21 protein-coding genes are annotated in these 21,662 nt (G+C 63.6%); 9 read left to right on the top strand and 12 right to left on the bottom strand.

Annotated features, from left to right (window positions below):
• Window positions 1-10 precede the first annotated feature (10 nt).
• Window positions 11-136, bottom strand: coding sequence for a hypothetical protein (locus K1W69_RS27125; protein WP_258571219.1), 126 nt, complete (start codon window positions 134-136; stop codon window positions 11-13).
• A gap of 580 nt (window positions 137-716) precedes the next feature.
• Here K1W69_RS27125 and K1W69_RS19320 point away from each other — a divergent pair.
• Both K1W69_RS19320 and K1W69_RS19315 read left to right on the top strand, forming a co-directional pair.
• A complete protein-coding gene (locus tag K1W69_RS19320) occupies window positions 717-1,139 on the top strand; it encodes a RidA family protein (RefSeq protein WP_220230089.1) in 423 nt (140 codons plus the stop codon).
• Window positions 1,136-1,531 carry an ACT domain-containing protein gene (locus K1W69_RS19315; protein ID WP_220230088.1) on the top strand — a complete coding sequence of 132 codons (396 nt, stop codon included), beginning with the start codon at window positions 1,136-1,138 and terminating at the stop codon, window positions 1,529-1,531. Before K1W69_RS19320 ends, K1W69_RS19315 begins: the two co-directional genes overlap by 4 nt.
• Before the next feature lie 107 nt (window positions 1,532-1,638).
• Here K1W69_RS19315 and K1W69_RS19310 read toward each other — a convergent pair whose 3' ends face one another.
• On the bottom strand, window positions 1,639-2,895 hold the full coding sequence (locus K1W69_RS19310; protein ID WP_220230087.1) for an MFS transporter: 1,257 nt from the start codon (window positions 2,893-2,895) through the stop codon (window positions 1,639-1,641).
• A 172-nt stretch (window positions 2,896-3,067) separates the two neighbouring features.
• Between K1W69_RS19310 and K1W69_RS19305 the strand changes: the two genes are divergently transcribed.
• Both K1W69_RS19305 and K1W69_RS19300 read left to right on the top strand, forming a co-directional pair.
• Window positions 3,068-4,603 (top strand): catalase, encoded by a 1,536-nt coding sequence (locus K1W69_RS19305; RefSeq protein WP_220230086.1) that lies wholly within the window; start codon window positions 3,068-3,070, stop codon window positions 4,601-4,603.
• Between the two features lie 79 nt (window positions 4,604-4,682).
• Window positions 4,683-5,258 carry a cysteine hydrolase family protein gene (locus K1W69_RS19300; protein WP_220230085.1) on the top strand — a complete coding sequence of 192 codons (576 nt, stop codon included), beginning with the start codon at window positions 4,683-4,685 and terminating at the stop codon, window positions 5,256-5,258.
• 83 nt (window positions 5,259-5,341) lie between these two features.
• Here the strand turns inward: K1W69_RS19300 and K1W69_RS19295 are convergent, their stop codons facing one another.
• The 3 genes from K1W69_RS19295 to K1W69_RS19285 form a co-directional block, all read right to left on the bottom strand.
• Window positions 5,342-6,484 carry a glycine cleavage T C-terminal barrel domain-containing protein gene (locus tag K1W69_RS19295; protein WP_220230084.1) on the bottom strand — a complete coding sequence of 381 codons (1,143 nt, stop codon included), beginning with the start codon at window positions 6,482-6,484 and terminating at the stop codon, window positions 5,342-5,344.
• A gap of 157 nt (window positions 6,485-6,641) precedes the next feature.
• A complete protein-coding gene (locus tag K1W69_RS19290) occupies window positions 6,642-7,085 on the bottom strand; it encodes a VOC family protein (RefSeq protein WP_220230083.1) in 444 nt (147 codons plus the stop codon).
• A 316-nt stretch (window positions 7,086-7,401) separates the two neighbouring features.
• Complete coding sequence (locus K1W69_RS19285) at window positions 7,402-8,052, bottom strand: hypothetical protein (RefSeq protein WP_220230082.1); 651 nt, start codon at window positions 8,050-8,052, stop codon at window positions 7,402-7,404.
• Window positions 8,053-8,130: 78 nt separating this feature from the next.
• Between K1W69_RS19285 and K1W69_RS19280 the strand changes: the two genes are divergently transcribed.
• A complete protein-coding gene (locus K1W69_RS19280; protein WP_220230081.1) occupies window positions 8,131-8,685 on the top strand; it encodes a hypothetical protein in 555 nt (184 codons plus the stop codon).
• Window positions 8,686-9,052: 367 nt separating this feature from the next.
• On the opposite strand, the gene K1W69_RS19275 is transcribed toward K1W69_RS19280, so the two are convergent.
• Window positions 9,053-9,727 carry a transposase gene (locus tag K1W69_RS19275; protein WP_258571218.1) on the bottom strand — a complete coding sequence of 225 codons (675 nt, stop codon included), beginning with the start codon at window positions 9,725-9,727 and terminating at the stop codon, window positions 9,053-9,055.
• A 702-nt stretch (window positions 9,728-10,429) separates the two neighbouring features.
• Between K1W69_RS19275 and K1W69_RS19270 the strand changes: the two genes are divergently transcribed.
• Window positions 10,430-11,152 (top strand): hypothetical protein, encoded by a 723-nt coding sequence (locus tag K1W69_RS19270; protein ID WP_220230080.1) that lies wholly within the window; start codon window positions 10,430-10,432, stop codon window positions 11,150-11,152.
• Here K1W69_RS19270 and K1W69_RS19265 read toward each other — a convergent pair.
• Together K1W69_RS19265 and K1W69_RS19260 are read right to left on the bottom strand one after the other, a co-directional pair.
• Window positions 11,131-11,742: a hypothetical protein gene (locus K1W69_RS19265; protein WP_220230079.1), complete on the bottom strand. Its 612-nt coding sequence runs from the start codon at window positions 11,740-11,742 to the stop codon at window positions 11,131-11,133. The two genes, K1W69_RS19270 and K1W69_RS19265, sit on opposite strands and share 22 nt — an antisense overlap.
• Before the next feature lie 67 nt (window positions 11,743-11,809).
• Window positions 11,810-13,987 (bottom strand): cation:dicarboxylate symporter family transporter, encoded by a 2,178-nt coding sequence (locus K1W69_RS19260; RefSeq protein ID WP_220230078.1) that lies wholly within the window; start codon window positions 13,985-13,987, stop codon window positions 11,810-11,812.
• Between the two features lie 362 nt (window positions 13,988-14,349).
• On the opposite strand from K1W69_RS19260, the gene K1W69_RS19255 reads away from it, so the two are divergent.
• Window positions 14,350-14,913 carry a cytochrome P460 family protein gene (locus tag K1W69_RS19255; protein WP_220230077.1) on the top strand — a complete coding sequence of 188 codons (564 nt, stop codon included), beginning with the start codon at window positions 14,350-14,352 and terminating at the stop codon, window positions 14,911-14,913.
• Here K1W69_RS19255 and phnX read toward each other — a convergent pair.
• Window positions 14,910-15,686 (bottom strand): phosphonoacetaldehyde hydrolase, encoded by a 777-nt coding sequence (phnX, locus tag K1W69_RS19250; RefSeq protein WP_220230076.1) that lies wholly within the window; start codon window positions 15,684-15,686, stop codon window positions 14,910-14,912. The two genes, K1W69_RS19255 and phnX, sit on opposite strands and share 4 nt — an antisense overlap.
• Window positions 15,687-15,734: 48 nt before the next feature.
• Between phnX and K1W69_RS19245 the strand changes: the two genes are divergently transcribed.
• Complete coding sequence (locus K1W69_RS19245; RefSeq protein ID WP_258571217.1) at window positions 15,735-17,186, top strand: TIGR03808 family TAT-translocated repetitive protein; 1,452 nt, start codon at window positions 15,735-15,737, stop codon at window positions 17,184-17,186.
• On the opposite strand, the gene K1W69_RS19240 is transcribed toward K1W69_RS19245, so the two are convergent.
• On the bottom strand, window positions 17,181-18,182 hold the full coding sequence (locus K1W69_RS19240; protein ID WP_220230075.1) for an asparaginase: 1,002 nt from the start codon (window positions 18,180-18,182) through the stop codon (window positions 17,181-17,183). The genes K1W69_RS19245 and K1W69_RS19240 overlap by 6 nt on opposite strands.
• 215 nt (window positions 18,183-18,397) lie before the next feature.
• Between K1W69_RS19240 and K1W69_RS19235 the strand changes: the two genes are divergently transcribed.
• A complete protein-coding gene (locus K1W69_RS19235; RefSeq protein ID WP_220230074.1) occupies window positions 18,398-19,285 on the top strand; it encodes a hypothetical protein in 888 nt (295 codons plus the stop codon).
• A 56-nt stretch (window positions 19,286-19,341) separates the two neighbouring features.
• Here K1W69_RS19235 and galE read toward each other — a convergent pair whose 3' ends face one another.
• On the bottom strand, window positions 19,342-20,334 hold the full coding sequence (galE, locus tag K1W69_RS19230) for a UDP-glucose 4-epimerase GalE (RefSeq protein WP_220230073.1): 993 nt from the start codon (window positions 20,332-20,334) through the stop codon (window positions 19,342-19,344).
• An 87-nt stretch (window positions 20,335-20,421) separates the two neighbouring features.
• A complete protein-coding gene (locus K1W69_RS19225; protein WP_220230072.1) occupies window positions 20,422-21,588 on the bottom strand; it encodes an acetyl-CoA acetyltransferase in 1,167 nt (388 codons plus the stop codon).
• Window positions 21,589-21,662: the final 74 nt, after the last annotated feature.

Genomic DNA, 21,662 nt, shown 5'->3' with positions numbered 1-21,662 from the left:
CTCGAAGCCGTCAATCCGCTTCCGGCCCCACTCTAGACATCCGCACCCGAACCTTGACGGTATAAATATCCGCTTTGCTGACCTGCGCGGTCGGTTGATATATCCCGGCGGCTCTGCCGAAGTCGATCATCGGCATTCGCCCGCCACTCCCGGAAGCGGTCGGAACCCGGAAACAGCGCCGTGAGCAGACCCGGCGCGCCGCTTCGTCTCGTCAACAGGGCTGCACACGACGAACGTCGCCTTCGGGGGCGAGAACCGCGAAACACTTTCCATCACGGAGGCCGAGACAGGAACCGTGTTGAGCGCACAGACGGAGACGCGCGGCCTTCCCCTCTTCGGAGGATACCGAGCGAGACGCCCGGCGCCCGGGCGCCCGGCGAAGTGGCTTTCGAAGGCGCGCCCGCCGACATCCGGCAACGCAAGGACATCCGCAACGAATGGCTCGCCGTCCGAGGCTTCTCTTCGGGAGTTTAAGTCACGCCGGCATGTCAAACTGCAGTCTCTGCTTTATTTCCCGGGAGGGTGATCTGGCCAGCGGGGTCAGCCGGCCGCATTGAGCCAGAGTGACAGATTCTGCATGACGCGCAATTGTCTGCTGTCGACCCTTGAAAACGGTAATTCGTGTGATAACGTCAGGCATCATCGCTGAAGATGAAGCTTCCGCTGGCAGAGTAAGCGGGAATGTCCTTCTTCTAAAACCATAGAAGGAGAACGCCATGCCAGCGTCTATTGAACCAGTCAATCCGAATACAGTCTGGGCAGTTCCAGACAATTTCACGACGATCTACAGCCATGCGACCGCCGTTGAGGGCGCAGAGAAATGGATGTTCGTCTCAGGTCAATTCGGCGTAGCGCCCTGCGGCGTCTTGCGGACATCTTTTCGCGAGCAGGCCGAACAGGCGCTCGACAATATCGAGGCCCTGCTCTCGCATGCAGGCATGGGTATGGGAGACCTGGTGAAGCTTACATATTTCCTCACGAATACCGAAGACGCCGTGGCGCTGGCGGAGGTGCGAATGCACCGCTGGAAAGAGCATCAACCGCCCGCGGTGACAGTTTTGACCGTTTCGGCGCTGGCGCGTCCCGAATACCTGATCGAGATCGAGGCTGTCGCCGCAATCGGCGGAACTGACGCGTGAGCGCCGGGATCCGCTTGCGACGCGTGCCGGGTCGCTACGGCGTCTCCCGTTTGGCATCGGACGCACCGATACCTGACTGGTTGAGCGGGGCAGGTTTCACAGCGCTAATCCGTGCGGATGACGAACTGACGGTTGTCTGCCAAATGGACCGCATTCCTGAAGGAATAGAAGCAGATGCGCCGTGGGCATGCTTGCGCAGCATGGGACCGTTTGACTTTCACACCACCGGGATTGTGAAATCACTGGTAACACCTCTCAGTGACAAAGGTATCGGCGTATTCGTTCTCTGCACGTTTGACGGGGAGCACATTCTGGTCGCCGATCGGGATATGAACGCCGCTGTTGCCGCTCTCACTGAGGCTGGGCATGAATTCGAAGTCGACATTCGTTAGGAAGCCCTGAACGGCAGATTTGTCCGTCCGCTTTGCTGACCGGCGCGGTCGGTAGATTTGTCCCGGTGGCTCTGCCGAACATTTGTCGACATTCGCCACCGCCCCGCTCACGGCAGGGGCCAGAACCGGGTTTCGGGGATCAGGAACAGCGCGGTGAACAGACCCACCGCGCCGCCGCCCGCAATCCACCAGGCCGGCGCGATCGGGTTTCCTGTCTCAACATAGAGCCAGGTCGCGATCAGCGGCGTCGCGCCGCCGAAACAGGCGAGCGAAATATTGTAGGCGAGCGCCAGCCCCGTGCAGCGCACGGCCGTCGGGATCATTTCGGCCATGCAGGCGGTCGCGCCGGCGAACAGCAGGCCCAGCGCCGTCACGTAGCCGAGCTTGCGCAGGAAGATCAGCGACAGCGGCGGACCGTGGATCAGTTCCAGAAACGGAATGGCGCCGGCGGCGAACAGCGCGCAGCCCACGATGATCAGCGGCTTGCGGCCGATCCGGTCCGACAACCGCGCCGCAAGCGGCGTGATCAGCAGCACGAAGCCCATGGCGGCGGTGTTGAGGCCGAAGGCCGCCCGTGAGCCGATCTGGTCGATCTTTTCCATGTAGGAGACGGAATAGACGAGCGTTGAATAGGTCCCCACGCCCACGGCGACGTTCAGCAGCGCCACTTTCGCCACGACGCCGCGATAGCGGCCGATGGCGTCGCGAAACGGCTGGTCGGAGCCGCCGGCGGCCTGGCCCGCGTGCAGTCCGTTGCGCAGCAGGTAGCCGACGCCGGCGATCAGCACGCTGCCGAGAAACGGCAGCCGCCAGCCCCAGGCGTCGATCTGGCTGTCGGTTAGCGCCGAGGACAGCAGGAAGCCCGTAGCCGAGCCGAGCATGATGCCGAACACCGAGCCCCAGGGCGCCCACACCGCGTTGAACGCGCGGCCGTTTTCAGGCGCCTGCTCGACGAGAAAAGCAACCGAACTCGTATATTCTCCGCCAGCCGATAGGCCCTGCGCCATGCGCAGCGCCACGATCAGCACGGGCGCGGCAAAGCCGATCGTCTCGAAAGTCGGCAGGCATCCGATGAGAAACGTCGGAACCGCCATCAGCAGGATCGACAGCATCAGCGCCCGCTTGCGTCCGAGCCGGTCGCCGATGCGCCCGAACGCCACGCCGCCCAGCGGCCGCGCCAGAAAACCCGCCGCAAACGCCCCGAAGGCCGCCAGCAGAGACGTCTGCGGATTGTCCGCCGGAAAGAACTGCCGGCCGATCACGGTCGCGAAATAGCCGTAGAGCGAGAAGTCGTACCACTCGGTCGTGTTGCCGATCAGGCCGGAAAGAATGACGCGTCGCCGCGATGCAGGCAGCATGTTCATCGGTCGCGCGGTCCCCTCGCAAACAAATCTCCGGTTGACGCTAACCCAAAGCGCAACCGATGGCGACTGCCCGCCTGACCCGCCACGCCTCTAAAAAGCCCGTGCATGGAACCTTGCGCCCGCCTGGCTGTTTCATGCACTCACGCAAGGAACAAGGCCGAGGTTACCGATCATGAGCAAGAACAAGACGACCGTCCCCCCGACAACCAACGACGCCGGTATCCGCGTGCAGAGCGACGAGCATTCGCTGACCGTCGGCCGCGACGGTCCGATCGTGCTGAACGACCATTACCTGCTCGAGCAGATGGCGAACTTCAACCGCGAGCGCATTCCCGAGCGCCAGCCCCACGCCAAGGGCGGCGGCGCCTTCGGCCATTTCGAGGTCACGCAGGATGTCAGCCAATACACGAAGGCGAAGGTCTTCCAGCCAGGCGCCAAGACGGACGTGCTGATCCGCTTTTCCACCGTCGCCGGCGAGCGCGGCAGCCCCGACACCTGGCGCGATCCGCGCGGCTTTTCGGTGAAGATGTACACCGAAGACGGCAATTTCGACATGGTCGGCAACAACACGCCGATCTTCTTCATCCGCGACCCGATCAAGTTCCAGCAGTTCATTCGCAGCCAGAAGCGGCGCGCCGACAACGACATGCGCGACCACGACATGCAGTGGGATTTCTGGACGCTGTCGCCGGAAAGCGCCCATCAGGTCACCTACCTCATGGGCGACCGCGGCATTCCGAAGTCATGGCGCGAGATGAACGGCTATTCGAGCCACACCTATTCGCTGGTCAACGCCGACGGCGAGAAATTCTGGGTGAAATTCCACTTCCACACCGACCAGGGCGACGGCAACGCCTATCTCAGCCAGGACGAGGCCGACAAGCTCGCCGGCAGCGACGGCGACTACCATCGCCGGGACCTCTTCAACGCGATCCGCGACGGCGACTACCCGAGCTGGACGCTGAAATGGCAGATCATGCCGTTCGAGGACGCGAAAACCTACCGCATCAACCCGTTCGACCTCACCAAGGTCTGGCCGCACGCCGACTATCCGCTGATGGAAGTCGGCCGCATGACGCTCACCCGCAACCCGACCGATTTCCACACGGAGATCGAGCAGGCCGCGTTCGAGCCGAACAACATGGTGCCCGGCGTTGGTCTTTCGCCCGACAAGATGCTGCTTGCCCGCGGCTTTTCCTACGCCGACGCCCATCGCGCGCGGCTCGGCGTCAACTACAAGCAGATCCCCGTCAACAAGCCGCGCTGCCCGGTCTACAGCTATTCAAAGGACGGCGCGATGCGCACGGAAAACGCCTCCGATCCGGTTTATGCGCCGAACTCATACGGCGGCCCGGCCGCCCAGCCGGACATGACCGGCGAAGCCGGTATCTGGCAGGCCGACGGCGAGATGGTGCGCGAGGCCTATAAGCTGCGCGAGGACGACGACGATTTCAGCCAGGCGCGGGCGCTGATCAACGACGTCATGGACGAACCGGCGCGCAAGCGGCTCGTCTCCAACGTCGTCGGCCACCTTTGCGACGGCGTCAGCGAAAAGGTGCTTCAGCGCGCCTTCGACTACTGGCGCAACATCGACAAGGAGACCGGCGACCGGATCGAAAAAGGCGTGCGCGACAAGCTCGGCGGCAAGTCGTCCGCCCCCGGCATGGCCTCGGCCGAAAGCATCGACGGGAAACAGGCGGCCGAATAGGCCGCCATCTGGCGGACACCGCGTCCGCCCTCCTGGCGCTTTGTCATAAATCCTATGCAAATACTGGCCATCAAGACGCATGGCCAAATCCGCTCTCGTCATCATCGACCTGATCAACGACTACCTCGACCAGTTTGACGACGCGACAGTCGCGCGCCTGGTCTCCGGCGCCAACAGACTGGCGGGCGCGTTCAGAAAACGCGCGCTCCCCGTCATCTGGGTGAGACAGGAATTCAAGCCCGATCTCAGCGACGCATTTCTTGAAATGCGCGACAGAGCGGTCAAGATCGCCATCGAGGGAACAAGGGGCGCGGAACTCCACGCCGGCCTCGACTGGAGCCCCGACGACGCGACCATCGTCAAGAAGCGATACAGCGCATTCTTCAGGACAGATCTCGACGCGCTTCTGGAAAGACACGGCGTGGACCAACTGGTTCTCTGCGGGGTCAATACGCACGCCTGCATCCGCATGGCCGCCATCGACGCCTACCAGCGCGACCTTCGCGTGGTGCTGGCGGGAGACTGCATCAGCTCATACGATGAAGAGCACGCGCGCGTTTCCCTGGCCTACATGAACGGAAAGATCGCCAAGGCGGCGACAGTCGAAGAGATCATCACTGCGCTCGGCCCGCGGGCCAAGGCGCCAGTAGGCTAACGCCCGATTGACAGTCTTCTTCACGGGTGTCCGGCGTCAGGCTCCTGAGCCCGAGCCGGAATCCACTCGCCGCCGCGTTGCGCTCATCCGGAAGCGATTTTCTTTTCCGGGTCGTAGAACGGGCGCTGGGCGATCGTCGCCGGAACCGCGCCGGCCCTGGTGACCACCTCGACCTCGACGCCCACGCTCGCATGCTCCACTAAGACCATCGCCAGCGCGATGTTCTGCTTCAGCCGCGGCGAATGCACAGCCGACGTCACCTTGCCGATCGTCGCCCCGTCCTTGCGCACCGGCCAGAACGTGGTGTTCGGCCCTTTCAGCGGTTCGCCGCCGATGATCAGCCCCACCTGCCTGCGGCGCACGCCTTCGTCGCGAATGCGGCGCAGCGCCGCCTTGCCGATGAAATCGGCTTCCATGTCGAGGTTCACCAGCCGGTCGAGGCCGAGTTCATAAGGGTTCGTGTCGATGTCGGCGTCGGCGTGATAGGACAGCATGCCGCCCTCGATGCGGCGGATCGTCGAGGTGTGGCCGGGCTTGAGGCCAAAGGGCTCGCCCGCCGCCATGATCCGCTCCCACAATTCGTCGCCGCGCGACCCGTCCTGCAAATAGAGCTCGTAGCCGAGTTCGCTCGACCACCCGGTGCGCGACACGACCAGCGGAATGCCGTCCAGTTCCATCTCGCGCAGCCGGTAATAGCGCAGGCTTGCGATCTCCGCGCCGAACAGCGCCTCCATGATCATGCCCGATTTCGGGCCCTGCAGCTGCAGCGGCGAGACATCCGGCTCGCGAATCGCCACGTCCATGCCCGCATGCACGGCCACGCCCTGCGCCCACAGCAGAACGTCGCTGTCGGCCAGCGAAATCCAGAAGCGGTTGTCGGCGAGCCTGAGCAGCACCGGATCGTTCAGGATCCCGCCGTCCTGGTTGGTGATCAGAATGTACTTGCACTGCCCGACCTGCATTGTCGAAAGATCCCGCGGCGTCAGCATCTGGGTGAAGCGCGCCGCGTCCGGTCCGGTAATCTCGACCTGCCGCTCCACGGCCACGTCGCACAGGATCGCGTCATTGACGAGGTTCCGGAAATTCTGTTCCGGATCGCCGAAATCGCGCGGAATATACATGTGATTGTAGACGGAAAATCCCGTCGCGCCCCAGCGCACGGTCGCGTCGAAATACGGCGACTTGCGAATCTGGGTGCCGAACCCGAAATCGTCAAAAGCTCCCATGGTCTCCACCTCCCTCATGTCCCCCCGCGCCATTGGCGGGCGTAAGCAAAACATAGCCTTCCCGTTCGGGAAGGCAAACGGGCGGACACGAATGCGCGCCTGGCGCCGGCGCGCAGACATCGACGCCGCAGCGCGACCGCGACATTCCTTGCAGGCGTCAGGCGGACATGGAGCGCTCCTCGAACCGTCGTGGTTCGCCGTCCTTCGGCAGACTCACTTCCGCGTCCATTCCGTCGGGATCGCGAAAGTTCACCTGCTCCAGCATGCCCCAGTCGGTGATCGTTCCGTCGCAGGCGCCGGCTTCCACGAGCCGCTGTCGCACAAGGTCGAAAGTCTGGCGATTGGCAACGGCGATGGAAATGTGGTCGAGATGACCCCTTTCGAAGAAAGCCGGTTGTCCCGCAGCTTGCGGACTTCCGCCGGCAAACTCGAACGGATGAAGGCAAAAGCCCCCGCCGAGGTCGAGGAAAGCGTGCCTGGCCTGCCCTTCATCCAGCACCCACAGCGTATCGGCGTCGAATATGCGTTCATAAAATGCGATCAAACGGTCCAGGTCTTCGGTGACCAGCGCAACATGCTGGCATCCGGATGCAAGCGGCATTGGTTCCTCCCGGGTTGCCGTTCGATCCTACACCAGGCGCTGGTTCAACTCCACGTTCACCCGCCGCGCGCAGTCGCATTTTTTTCAGAAACCGACGGAACCAAATCGCCGCGTTGACGTTTTGTTAACATCTCCCGACCCGCTCCCCCAAGCGACGGGATTGAGCCCGGCGGTCACGAACATCCGGGATTTAAAGCCAGCCGGAGCCGCCCCCAAACCCCCAGTCAAAGCTCCGGCTGGCGCCCCCTCCCGGACACATCCGCCCTGCCAACGCTTCACCCGCCCATGCCCGGTCCCGCCAAAGGGCGTCAGCGTCCTACCGGAACCTGACGATTTCCGGCGGCGCGTCGCCGGACCGCATCGGTTCCTGCACGATGATCTGCGGATTGATCTTGGGGAATTTCTTCGTGAACAGCGGAATGTCCCGCCCCGGATTGCTGGAGATGGTGAATACGCCGCCTGCGAGCACCGGCAGGCCGAAAAGGCTTCGCCCAATCACCGGAGACATCGTGATCTCGCCGATATAGGTCGCCCTGCCCGGCCTCACGGTAAACGGAATGGAGAACTCTTCCTTGGGCTCCCAGTCATGGTAGCCGCCATATTGCCCCTGAATGATCGAGAACTTGTAAAAATGATACTGTCCGGCCGGCAGCGTGTAGGATTTCACGGTGCCCTTTTCGTTGGCGGCCTTGTTTCTGATTGTCTTCTCGTTGCCCAGCAGACCGGGCGTGTAGGTGATTTTGCCGATCCCGCCGTCGGCTTCGTTTCTGAAATAGAAACTGTAAATCGCGTTGACGTTCCAGTGCTGCCCCTGGACAAGCGACATGAACACAAATCCCTCGTTCGGCTTCAGGCTGTTGCTGCTGAAATCGACAGGCGTGCCGGAATAGAGATAGTTGACGCACCCCGTCAGCGGCGTGGTCAGGACAATCAATAACAACAGACGCGACAAGATCCTTTGCGCCATCTTTTACCCCCGTATGAGATGGTTCGCTTCATTGATAGCCGGTTGTATTCTTCAGTTCCACCACCTGAAGCCAGGTTCTTGCCGCAGCACACACATTTCCGCGCGCGCATTCCGGCTTTGAGCCACAGCACAGGCCGAAAGCGCGTCAACGCGCCGCCGCCGCCGCTCGGCCCAGCCGCCAATACTGAAACTGCTGATCGCCAACGAACCTTCCACCTCGCCCTCATACCGGCGGTGAGCCGCAGCAAAGGCTGCAAGCGCGTCAACGCATCGCCGCCGCCGCTCGGCCCAGCCGCCAATACTGAAACTGCTGATCGCCAACGAACCTTCCACCTCGCCCTCCTGCCAGCGGTGAGCCGCAGCACAGGCCTAAAGCGCGTCAACGCATCGCCGCCGCCGCTCGGCCCAACCGCCAATACTGAAACTGCTGACCGCCAACGAACCTTCCACCTCGCCCTCATGCCAGCGGTGAGCCGCAGCAAAGGCTGCAAGCGCGTCAACGCATCGCCGCCGCCGCTCGGCCCAGCCGCCAATACTGAAACTGCTGACCGCCAACAAACCATCCCCCTCATGGCGGACCTGATCCGCCATCCAGCCGGCGCCGCGTCCGCGGCGCGGAAGATGTGTCCGTGAACTCTGTCAAACGCCGATCGGCAGTATGGATACCGCATCAAGTGCGGTATGAGGTGGAGAGGGGCTGTTCAACACAACACCCGCCTCCCATGGTGCGCCCACTGTTTACGACGGACCTTCCCCCTCGCTCCTCATTCCGGCCTTGAGCCGGAATCCATACGGCGCCTGCCTCACGGCGGAGGTTCAAAGATGGTTGTGGCGGCCCGTCAACCATGCAACTCTTCACTGCCGAACGGGGAAAGAAAAGCATGACAAGAAGCAGAGTATTTTTTGCGGCGCTGTTTCTGGCCAGTGCGTTCAGCGTCGGTATTTGCAGCGCCAAGCCCATTGATGGTTGCCTGCTATTCCTATTCCGGTGACAGTTTACTCAATCCCTGATTGCGGGCTTCCTTCCGGGTCTGCCAGGCGTCAGGTTGCGCCCCGTCCGCCGCTCCAGCGCCGCTACCCAGTCCGCATTGCCGATCGGCCGCCCGATCGTCTCCGCCCGCCGAAGCGCGGCAAAAGCGCTCGTCTCGTCAAATCGCTCGCCGAGAAATTCGGAAAAGTCCCCGGTCCTCTCAAGCACCGGAGCAACCCTGACCACCTTGTCGTCGCGGCCCGCCAGATGCGCTCTGGCGCTCGACCACGGCCAGTCCCCTGCCCGCGTCGCCAGTTTCGCCCTGACCGGATTGAGCGTGACGTAGCGCAAGGCGTTAGCAAGGTGATCCTCGTCCATGACCACCGATCCATAGCGCCCCTGCCACAGATGACCCGTGGTGCGGGCGCGGGCGTTGACATAACCGGTATAGCGTCGGTGAAGGTCCGCAAAGGTGCGTCGCAAGCCATCCTCGTCCGAGGGGACAAGGATAATGTGAACGTGGTTGGGCATCAGGCAATAGGCCCATACTTCCGTACGGGCGCGGGCGCTCGCCTCCGCAAGCAGGTCGAGATAGAGCGCGTAGTCGCCCTCCTCGAAAAAGGTCATGCCCCGCCGGTTGCCACGCTGGGTAACATGATGGGGGAGATCGGGAATGACGATGCGCGCCAGACGTGCCATGACCATACATGACACTAATCTGGAGTTGAGTAAACTGTCACCGTAAAAGCCAGCTCTCCGGAACACGCATGTCGTTTGATTTTGAGTACCCGGACCACGATTGGCCGGCGTTCCGATTTCGTCTCTCTGGTCTCCATACGCTGCTCATTAAAGACCTCCGATCCTGACCGGTATTATCTCAGGTTATCTCTGCATGCAAAATGGGCTCGAACCTTCCATGATCTGCAGCTCCGCGTTCTCCCGGAGTGAGCATTGTGCGAGGTAAGGACAGCTGAACGCGCATCATGACATGGGCAACGCCTCGCGCGGTGCCAATTCTGAAGCTGCCGATCGCCAACAAACCACCCCCCTTTCCTCATGGCGGCCTTGAGCCGCCATCCAGCCGGCGCCGCGTCCGCGGCGCGAAAGATGTGTCCGCGCACGCTGTCATCCGCCGAACTGCCGTATGGATACCGCATCAAGTGCGGTATGAGGTGGAGATAGGCTGTCCGGCACAACACCTGCCTCCCATAGCGCGCACGCTGCTTCCGACGGACCTTCCCACTCGTATTCCGGTGACAGAGTTTACTAAATCCCCGATTGTTGCCTGCGACCGTGGCAACCTCCCCCTTACTGTAACTCACACCGCAGTCGAGCCTCTCCCGTGTCCTTCAGGCCCTATCCTCGTCCAACGCACTTCCTCATCCAGAACAAACCACGAACAATCTCTTGCAATTTCGCGCTATCCGTGCTATGAAGCCCGCCCCCAACCACGATGAGGCATCGCTCATGGCTTCCAGCCTGCACACCCTGTCGCCCGCGTCCTTCGCGCTCGACAGTTTCCTCGCCATCCTGCCCGAACGCGCGCCGATGACCGGCGAGGATCCGGGTTCCTACAGCGCCTTCCACGCCGCCATGGCGGCGGCCCTCGCCCCCGCCTCGCCTTACGAGCAGGTGATCGCGGAAAACCTGATCGGCGTCGAATGGGAGCTTCTCCAGCAGCGCCGCATGCGCGAGGCGGGCCTGCGCCGCATTACCCGCCAGGCGATCTGCAAGGCGGTCGTGACAAGCCGCCGCGCGGCCCATATCGCGAAACTGGCGAAGGACGTGAAGGCGCACAAGGAGGCCGGCGGCGACAGCGAAACATTCGAGGCCGAGCTCTTCGACGAGGAGGCGGCGAAGGCGGCCGGCGAGCATCTGGCGGCGCGCGCGGCCTCGGCCAATCCGGACAAGCAGGCCGGCGCGCATGAGGAGATCGCCGCGCTCGGAATGGACCCGGTCGACCTGATGGGCGAGGCCTATCGCAGCTGGGAGCGCGCAGTCACCGTCCACAACGAGGCGATCGTCGCGCTGGAGCGGCGCCGCCGCGAGGTCCGGCGCTATTTCAACGCCCTGCAAAGGAAACGCCCGGCCGCGCCCCGGGAAATCGATCACGACCCGACGGAACAGTGACCGACCACATCGCCCGCCGCAACCGGGCGAATTCCGCCAAGAGCACAGGCCCCATAACGCCGGACGGCAAGGCCGTTGTCGCCGGCAACGCCCGCCGGCACGGCGCTACAGCGCGGCCCGATCCGGCGCGCGTGGGCCTGTGGCTCCGCATCATCCTTGCCCAACCCGACCTCACGCTCACTGATTTTATCCCCTGCGACGAGCGCCGCTTCCGCGCCCTGGCGCTGGCGGAAGCCGAGGCGCGGCTTGAATCCTGCGAACGCGCGCTCGCCGATTTCGAGGCAGGCAGGAACCTGGACGCCCCCTACCCGGACCATTGCGACGACGCCGAACTGATGAAGCGGGCGCTCGCGGGCGAGACCCTCACGCGCATGGAAGATCGCCGGGTGATGCGCCTCATCACCGCGCTCGTTGATCCGCGCACCGCACGCCGCATGGAAGATCCCGGCCGCCTGCTGAGGCGCTACCGCAACGAAGCCCGCGCCCGGCGGAAAAAAGCGTTCAAGGCCTGGATCGATTGCCCCGTGGAGGCAGAAACCCCGCCGCCGGACACGCCGGAAGAACCGCGAAATCCCGAATTCCCGAAACAAAGCCAGATTCCATCCGCTGAAACGGCGACATCCGCCGCCGCGCCGCCCGCATCGGACCCGAATGGCGTCAGTCGCCGCCTTTCCCGATTACGTTGTTCAGGATGCTCCAGCGCGGGGCGTCGCTCTTGCGCGGCTGGCCCTCGAACCAGTAGCGCTTCAGCCCCTCCTCGAAGCCGTTGCCGCGCTGAAGCGACAGCCAGTCGTCGACAAAGCGGGCGAATTTCGAGGAATCGGGCGGCATCGGTATGGCGATGGCGAGCGGGCTGCCCAGATTGTCCGGCACGACCGCCGAATAGCCCGGATTGGCCTCCGCCCAGGCTTCGGCCTGAAGCTGCGTCCACAGCGCGACGTCGAAACCGGGGTTGGTCGACAGCGTCCTGTAGTCTTCGACCACCTCTATGGTCGCGTCGGGAAACAGTTTGCGCGCCAGGTCTTCGAGGATCGTGTCCCTGAAGACGGTGACGCGCAGGCCTTTCGTGTCCACGTCGGCGAGGTCGAGATAGGTCTTCGCCTTGTCCGCATGCGCGATCAGCGCCAGCGGCGTATAGAGATAGGTGTCGGACACGCGCACCTGCTGTAGGCGTTTGTCGGAAACATAGATGCCGCCGATCGCAAGGTCGAAGCGGTTTTCCGTCAGCGCCGTTCCGAGCCCCGCCCAGTCGGTGATCGGGTAGAATTCCAGGTCGACGCCGAGACCGTCCGCCAGCCGGTAGGCGAGCGCCACGTCGTAGCCGACCAGATCGCCCGCGCCGTTGAAATAGCTGAACGGAATGAGCGCCTGTCCGTAGCCGACGCGCAGCACGCCGTTCTCGCGCACGCGCTGCATGGCGTCGCCGCTTCGCGCCGGCGCCGTGGCCGCGTCGCCGTCCGCGACCTTGTGAACCGTCGCCTTGACCCGGCCCTTCAGGTCCGCGTCCAGCGTGAAGCTCACATAGGGGTCGGGCTCCTTGGTCGTCACGTAGGGCGCGGCGGCGCGGCCGCCGATCGCCAGCGCAGCCATCAGCAGCGCGCTCGATCCGAGCGAAAAGAGGAGCCGTCTTTTATGCAGCCGGGCGAGCCCGTAATAGGAAAATGCGGCGATGATGGTGATGAAGGCGAGGCTCATTGCGGAGACGAGAACCTGCGGATAGCGCGTCAGCGTCATCAGCTCCACATAGAGCAGCTTCACCTCTTCCGGCAGGTTCAGCCAGTGCGCCATGAAGGAGACGGCGTCAACGGTCGAAACCGGCGTGCCGACGGTGGAAAGGATCGTGACGGCCGGAAGACTGAACCAGACCGTCGCCGGCAGGGCCGAATGCGCGTAATAGGCGGCGAAGACGATGAAGAAGGCGACGAACAGATTGCCGAGCTGTCCGATCGGATAGCTGACGGCAAGCGAGGTCGAAATGATCTCGCCGCTCTCCGGATCGTCGATCTTCCGCTCCTCGAGCATCTTGCGCGTCACCTTGATGATCAGCGGCACGGCGGTGATCGGCAGCGAGGTGACAACGGCGACGACCAGCGCCTCCTGCAGGTCGCGCATCAGTTCGGGATAGCGCATCGGGGCGATCGCGCACAGGAGCGACGGCAGCACCCACAGTGCCATCGCCAGCGCGCCGAGCACGAACAGCACCGCGTAAAGCACAAGGCCGCCGAGCAATTGTATTTCCACCGTTCCGGCGAGGTCGGCGAACAGCGCGAAAACGCCGAAAGGCGCAATGCGCACCACCCAGCCCCACACGGTCACGCTCGCCTGTCGAAACGTCTCGAGCGCGGACAAAAGACTTTCCTTCTGCCTGGAGCGCTGGATGGCGATCCCGTAGAAGACCGAAAAGACGACGATCGCCGGCACGTAGTTCCGGGTAAGGTCCGTGAAAGGATTGGAGGGGATGACGAGCGACAGGAGTTCGCCCAGTCCGCCGCCTTCGGAGGGCTGGACGAGAACCGGCGGACGCGCCTCCGGAATGCCCTGGGAGAGGATCCACAGGCCGGCGAACACCACCGCCCAGCCAAGCAGGAAGACCGGCCACCCGGAGCGCAACAGGCGAAGCGCCATTTGCGGGGTCAGGCTGCCGAGGCCGTGCAGAAGCGACGAGACGACGAAGGGAAAGACGCACATCTGCAAAAGCATGACGTAGATCGAGCCGAGCGGCTCCAGGTTGGCCGCATACTCGCCGATAAAGACGCCGCAGAAGATCCCCGACAACGCGCCAATGATGACCCAGATCGACAGATTGACGGAGGAAAGTCGCGCCAGCAGTCCCATGAATGCCTCCGGAAGGGAATCGGTCAGGGCGAGTATAGGCAGGGGCCACACGTTTTTGGAGCGGAAAGATGGCGGCCCGGCAGACCATTGCAAGAGAGAGAACAAAGCAGGAACTTTTACGTGCAATTTTCTGCGGCATGTGGTATAGGGGTTCACCAGGATGAATCTGGAGCGGCGCCTTGGGTCGTCCCAACGCAACTTCGAATGTTTGAAACGCCGGAATCCCGAAACAAAGCCAAAGCGCGACCATACCGCACCGCCTTCACTTGTCTCTTCGCTAACCCTGTTTGCGTCGTCCGGCTTGACCCGGCGGGCCGCAGGCCGCAAGGATCAGGCGTTCAACCGTCCATGGAGCAGATAGCATGAAAACGGCCTTGTACCTGTCGGGAACGGCGATGCTGGCGGCGGCCGCCGTCATCTTCGCGCACGCGACGCCCGTCGCCGCCGAAGGGGCGGCCAACGCGATGGTCCGGCCCGACGGCTCGATCGTCATGACGAAAGAGAATTACGCGCGCGACTGGAGCGTGCTCGGCGTGTTCGCGCATCTCGACGACGCCGGCGTCAGGCAGTTCAACGTCGTCTACACCCAGCCGGAAACAGTGACGGCGTATCAGCAGACCGGAGAATTTCCCGAAGGCGCCGTGCTCATCAAGGAACTGCGCGACGGGGTCACCAAGGCCGACGGCGACGACAGGACATCGTCGCTCGGCGCGCTGAAGGGCTGGTTCGCGATGATCAAGCCGCCGAAGGAAAACGGTCCGCAGGGACCGTTGTGGGGCGACGGCTGGGGATGGGCGAAGTTCAACGCCGATGCGCCGAACGCCACCATCACCACCAACTACGAGCAGGACTGTCTCGGCTGCCACATGCCGGTCAAAGCGACCGACTGGGTGCACATCGAGGCCTATCCGATGCTGCGCGATTAAAGCGTCTCGAGCAGCGCCGGCAGGTCGGCGACCGTGTCGATCAGGTAATCGGCGCCCGCCGCGTTGAGCGTCGCGCCGGCCTCGTCTCGAATATGGTCGAGCGCCGCCTCGTCGAGCGATCGCCATTCGTCGACCGTCAGGCCGGCGTGGTTGCCGGAGAGCAGCACGCCCACCGTCAGGCAGCCGGCGGCTTCGCCCTCGGCGATGCCCGGCTCCGTGTCGTCCACCTTGATCAGCTGGCGCGCGTCGGCGATCCCGAGGTCAAGGCAGCACTTGTACATGCCCATCGGGGTCGGGCGGCCATAGGGCAGATCGTCGGCGCAGACGATCGTATCCGGCGCAAAGCCCTGGTTTGCAGCGATTGGCGCGACCCGCTCGATGATCGAGCGCGTGTAGCCCGTCGTCGAGCCGATGCGGTAGCCCCTGTCGCGCAGGAGCGCGATCGCCTCGGCCGCGCCCGGCACAAGGTCGGCGTGGTCGGCCACCACGTCCTCGTTCATCGGCACGAAGACGCGGTAGAGTTCATCGACGTCGTCCTCCGTCGCCGGCTTGCCGTAGACGCGCTGCCATTCCGAAGCGATGCGCGAGGCGTTGAGCATCGCGCGGATATGGTCGCGCTTCGGCATGCCCATCGGCCGGCGCGCCTCCTCGATCGTCACCTCGATGTCGTGGCCGGCGAAGAGCTTCACGAACACGCCCATCGGCGCAAAGGAACCGAAATCGATCACGGTCCCGGCCCAGTCGAAAATCACGCCCTTGTGGTCGTCGCTCATCGTAACCCCGTCTTGTCTTTGTCTTGGCCCTTGTGGATAGTGAACTTCATGCAGACTGACAAGCAAGGCGACAGGGAGCAGACAAGCCGGTTCAACCGAAAGGGAGGCAGGATGAGACAGATCACGCCGACGTCGCTACATTGTCCAGCGCCAACACGACGCAGGTTCCTGGCGGGCGTGGGCTCGGCGCTCGCCGCCGGCGTCGCGCCGGTTCGAGCCGCCCCGCCGGCGACCCCGGACGCGCTCAACGCCGTCGAACTTGGTCTTGCGCCGGACTCTCTCGAAAACCAGGGGCCGGCGCTTGAGAGAATTCTCAACGCGGCGTCGGATTCCGGCGTGCCGGTGTTCATCCCGCCGGGCGATTTCGTCGTCTCCGACGTGACGCTCCCGGCGCTTGTCCATCTGCGCGGCGTGCCAGGCCTCAGCCGGCTGATCTATGGCGGCGGCAATCATTTCCTGCGCGCGGAAAACGCCTCCGACATTCGCCTTGCCGGCCTGACTCTCGACGCGTCCGGCTACCGGCTGGCGGATTACTGCCGCGGCGCTGTGGAGGCGGTCCACACCGTCAACGTCGATATTTCCGGCTGCAACATCTTCGACAGTCGCAAGCACGGCGTGGCGCTCGAAGCCTGCGGCGGGTCGATCGCGGAAACGTCGGTCTCAGCCGCCGCCTTGGCCGGGATCTACTGCGTCGATGGTTCTGCCATGCGGATCGCCGACAACCGGATCCAGAATTGCGGCAATGGCGGCGTCCTCGTCCATCGCCGGCGGCCGGGGCCGGACGGCGCGATCGTCTCCGGCAACCGCGTCACGGGCATTCGCGCCGACGACGGCGGCACGGGTCAGCACGGCAACGGGATCAACGTCTACCAGGCCAACAATGTCATGATCACCGGCAATCATGTCGCCGACTGCGCCTTTTCCGCCATCCGCTCCAACAGCGGATCTGGCGTGCAGATCGTCTCCAACCAGTGTCTCGCGAGCGGCGAAACCGCCATCTATTCCGAGTTCGCCTTCGAGGGCGCGATCGTCGCCAACAATCTGGTCGACGGCGCGGCGAACGGCGTCTCGATCGCCAATTTCAACGAGGGCGGCCGCCTAGCCGTCGTCAGCGGCAACATCATCCGCAATATCGTCAACGAGGGTCCCTACGATCCGGTCGGGCCGGGCTTCGGCTGGGGGATTGCGGCGGAAGCCGACACGAGCGTCAACGGCAACGTCCTCGACAACATCGCCCGCTTCGGCATGCTCATCGGCTGGGGTCCGTATCTGCGCGGCGTCTCGGTCACGGACAACATCGTGCGCAACAGCCTCATCGGCGTCGCCGTCACCGTGGTTGACGGGGCGCAAGGCGCGCAGATCGCCAACAACATCTTCCAGAACACGCTGCGCGGCGCGATCGTCGGCTATCGCTGGCAGGAGCGGATAACGCGCGACATGATCGCCGGCGGGGCGCAAGACTATCCGCACCTCACCGTCTTCGGCAACACGCAGCTATAGAAGCGCTTCGGTTACCCGCAAATGCCCTGTTTCAATGCCGTTCCAGTTGCTGATCGAGTGGCCGGCTATAGCCCGCAAGCCGTCGCGCAGCGCTTCGTCTTCCACCAGCAGCGCGAGAACCGCGGCGACCATCGCCTCGGCGGCCCGAGTCGCGCCGTCGTCGCATTTGACCGCCACGCCAACGCCCTGTTCGGGCAGCGCCGCGCAGAACACGCCCTCGGCGCCGGTCTTGGCGAAGACCTTGCCCGGGGCAAGCTCCATCAGCCGGGTGCAGGCCCGTTTGGAGCCGGCGACGTAAAAGGGTTCCGCCATGCAGGCCTCGATGATGCGCCGCGCCGCCTTAGCCCGCGCCGGCGCCAGGCCCTCGCCGGTCGTCATCTTCGCAAAACCGTGGGCGACAGCGGGCAGCGGCACGGCGTAGGTCGGGATCGAACAGCCGTCCGTTCCGCAAGTGTCGACCCCGTAATGCGCGCCGGTCAGGTCGCCCAGCGCGTCCCGCACCAGCCCCTGCACCGGGTGGTCGTAATTGATGTAGCCGGCGGGCGAGTGGCCGAGATGGCAGGCGACGCAAACGAAGCCCGCATGCTTGCCGGAGCAGTTGTTGTGAAGCGTTGTCAGCTTGCCGCCGGACGCGGCCATCCTGGTCGAAACCTTCATGTTGAACGGCCAGTGGCAGCCGCATTCCAGCGCGTCCGCGTCGCGCCCCGCCGCCTTCAGCATGGCGGCCGCCAGCGCGACATGCTCCGGCTGGCCGGAATGCGACGAACAGGCGAGCGCGATCTCGCGATCGCCGAACCCGTAGGCGTCGGCTGCGCCGGACTCCACCAGCGGCAGGGCTTGCATCGCCTTGACCGCCGAACGCGGAAATATCGGCGCCGACGTATCGCCCTTCGAGAATATGATCTGTCCCGCAGCGTCCACTGCAACCGCGGCGCCGCGGTGGCGGCTTTCAACGCGTCCGCCCCTCGTCACCTCGACCAGCACAGGATTGGCCATGGCGCGCCCCCCATTTTTATCCATTATAAACCCAGCCCTAACGCCGCGCCGCCGGCAATGCAAGCAGCGCCGGGGGTTCAAGGCGCCGATAAGAAATCAAAAACCAAGCGCGCAAATTACAGTTGTTCGAGCCGCGATTTGAAATAAACTGGCAACACTCGACACGTATATTTCGAGAATAAAACATCAACTTAATGCAATCAGGAGACATGTCTATGTACAAGATACTCGCCATGCTTGGCGTTGTAGCCTTGGCGGCGTCACCCGGCCTTGCTTCGGCCCAGGACGCCACGACTGCCGCCGAGCCAGCCGCCAGCTCAGCTCCGACGCAGCAATACGCCCTGCCGGCGCCGGTGTTCGAATATGTCCAGCAGGCCACCTCCATGACGTTCGACGGCGAGACGATGACGCTGGGCGGCATGGCGCCGGCCACAATCTATTTCAGCGACCGTCCCTATCGTATGGTCGGCCATGTCGACAACGTGACCTTCGCCGGTCTGTGGGAAAAATCCGGCGGCACATTCGCCGCCGACCCGCCGAACGCCGCAGTCTCCGTGCTCGGCGAGATCGAAGAGCCGCCGGCGATCGTTGAACTCACCTCGGTCGAGATGGACGGCGGATCGGTCAAATACGGCGTGCGCATGGTCTCCGGCAAGCTGCCGGAATCGGCGGACAACGTGGCGCTCTTCATCGACCATGGTCACGGCTTCGGCGGTCATGGCGGAGCCGGCGGTTTCCATGGCGGTTATCATGGCGGCGGCTATCCACCTCCCCATTATGGCGGCTATCACCCCTATCCGCCTCCCCCGCCGCATCACGGTGGCTACTACCCGCCTCATCATCCCTATGGCCCCTATCCGCCGTACCACCCGTATCCCTATCACCCGTATCCCTATCACCCGTATCCGTACTATCCGGGGGCGGCGATCGGCGCGGCGGCGGTCACGGGAGCGGCGATCGGCGCGGCGGCTGCGTCCGCGAGCAATCCCCAGCAGGTCTATGTCTATCCGGTGCCCGGCGGTCCGCTGCCGTCGCATTGCTGGCTGAATTCCGCCCATACGCGGATGATCTGCTCGGTGCAGCTGGCGAACCCGCCCCAATAACGGACCCGTCACAGACTCAATCAGGAAAGGCCCGCTCCGCGCGGGCCTTTTCATTGCTATTGCTGTGTATTGCGTCTCTCGAGCGAGCGTTCCCAGTCGAGCGCATCCCGGACGATTTCGGAAAGATCGTCATGGCGCGGCGTCCAGCCGAGTTGCGCCTTTATCTTCGCCGGATCGGCGACGATCGTTGCGGGATCGCCCGGGCGGCGATCGGCCTCGCGAACAGCAAAATCCACGCCGCTTACCTTCTTCACCGCGTCGATCACCTCCAGCACCGAGTACCCCTGCCCGTAACCGCAATTGGCGACGAGGTTACCGCCGCCCGCGCGCAAATGCTCCAGCGCCAGGTAATGCGCCTCGACCAGATCGGAGACGTGGATGTAGTCGCGGATGCAGGTGCCGTCCGGCGTCGGGTAGTCCTGCCCGTAGACCTCCATCCCGTCGCGTTTTCCGAGCGCCGCCTGCGTCGCGACCTTGATCAAGTGAGTAGCGTTGCGGGTCGATTGTCCGGCCCGTCCCTTCGAATCGGCGCCCGCAACGTTGAAGTAGCGAAGCACCGCGTAACTGAAACCGTGCGCGGCCGAGGCGTCGCGCAACATCAGTTCCGTCATCAGCTTGGAATTGCCATACGGCGACTCGGGATGCAGATCGGCGTCTTCTGAAACCGGGGCGCGTTCCGGCGTTCCGTAGACGGCGGCCGTGGACGAAAAGATGAAGTGCTTCACGCCGCAATTCACGCAGGCCTCCAGCAGCGCGCGCGACTTCACGGTGTTGTTCAGGTAATAGCCCAGCGGATCGCTAACGGATTCCGGAACGATGATCGATCCGGCGAAGTGGATCACGGCGTCGACGCCGCGCTCCTTCAGCACCGGCTGGACGCTTTCCTGATCTCCAATGTCGGCGACGACAAGATTGGCTTCCGGCGGGACGGCCCAGTCATGTCCGGTTGACAGACAGTCGATGACCGTCACCTCTTCTCCGGCGTCAAGCAGCCGCCAGACCATGTGACTGCCGATATAACCGGCTCCACCCGTCACAAGTACGCTCATGCCTTTACTCCGCAATTACAACGCGCCGGCTTGCCCGCTGCAACCGGCGTCCACTTGCGCCTGCATACTTCAAGGACGCCGTCTTGGCTACCGCACGCGCTCCATGATGGAGACGTAGTTGGCGACGGCCGCTCCGCCCATATTGAAGACGCCGCCGAGCTCTGCGCCCGCGACCTGTATGTCGCCGGCCTCGCCGCAGAGCTGCATGGCGGTCAAGGCATGCATTGAGACGCCGGTCGCGCCGATTGGATGTCCCTTGGCCTTCAGTCCGCCTGACGGGTTGACTGGCAGCCGGCCATCCTTCGCCGTCTCGCCGGACATCGCCACGGCCGCGCCGTCGCCCGGTTTCGCCAGTCCCATCGCCTCATATTCGATCAGTTCGGCGATCGTGAAGCAATCATGGGTCTCGACGAACGAGAGATCGTCAAGCGCCACGCCGGCCTGCGCCAGCGCCTTTCGCCAGCCGAGTTGACAGCCTTCGAAGGCCAGAATATCGCGCTTCGACATGGGCAGGAAATCCTGAACATGTTCGGCGGCGCGGAACATCACTGCCCGCGGCGCTTTCATGGCGCTTTCGAGATCCGTCAGCACGATGGCCGCGGCCCCGTCGGAGACGAGCGAACAGTCCGTCCGCTTCAGCGGTCCCGCGACGAAGGGATTTTTTTCGCTTTCCGTTCGGCAGAACTCGTAGCCGAGATCCTTGCGCATCTGTGCGAAGGGGTTGCCCACCCCATTCTTGTGGTTCTTGGCGGCCAGCATGGCCAGCGCATCGGACTGATCGCCATATTTCTGGAAATAGGCGGCGGCGATCTGGCCGAACACGCCGGCGAAGCCGCCCGGAATATCGCCATCCTCAGGCAGGTAGGACGCTTTCAGCAGGTTCTCGCCGATCTGGGGGCCCGGCGTCGTGGTCATCTGTTCAACGCCGACCACCAGAACATTGCGCGCGCGGCCGGCCTCGATCGTCTTCAGCCCCTGATGGATCGCCGCCGAGCCGGTTGCGCAGGCGTTCTCCACCCGCGTCGCCGGCTTGAAGCGAAGCCTGTCGTCAGCTTGCAGGACCAGGCTCGCGGTGAAATCCTGTTTGGAAAAGCCCGCATTGAAATGTCCGAGCACAATCTCGTCGATATCGGTGGCTTCCAGCCCCGCATGCGCGATCGCCCGCTCCGCGACGTCGACGACCAGGCTCTCGACCGTTTCGCCTTCAAGCTTGCCGAACTTCGAATGGGCCCAACCCGTGATACATGCCGTCATGGTCTCGTCTCCTCACCGTCCGTTTCTCGCGGAATATATGGCGTCGCGCAGAATTGTTCAACCTTTAACAAACA

Origin of the sequence: Flavimaribacter sediminis, from assembly GCF_019492055.1 — a bacterium.
GTDB lineage: Bacteria > Pseudomonadota > Alphaproteobacteria > Rhizobiales > Rhizobiaceae > Flavimaribacter > Flavimaribacter sediminis.
The sequence above is the reverse complement of the archived record's forward strand: the minus strand, read 5'-3'. Positions and strand labels throughout refer to the sequence as shown.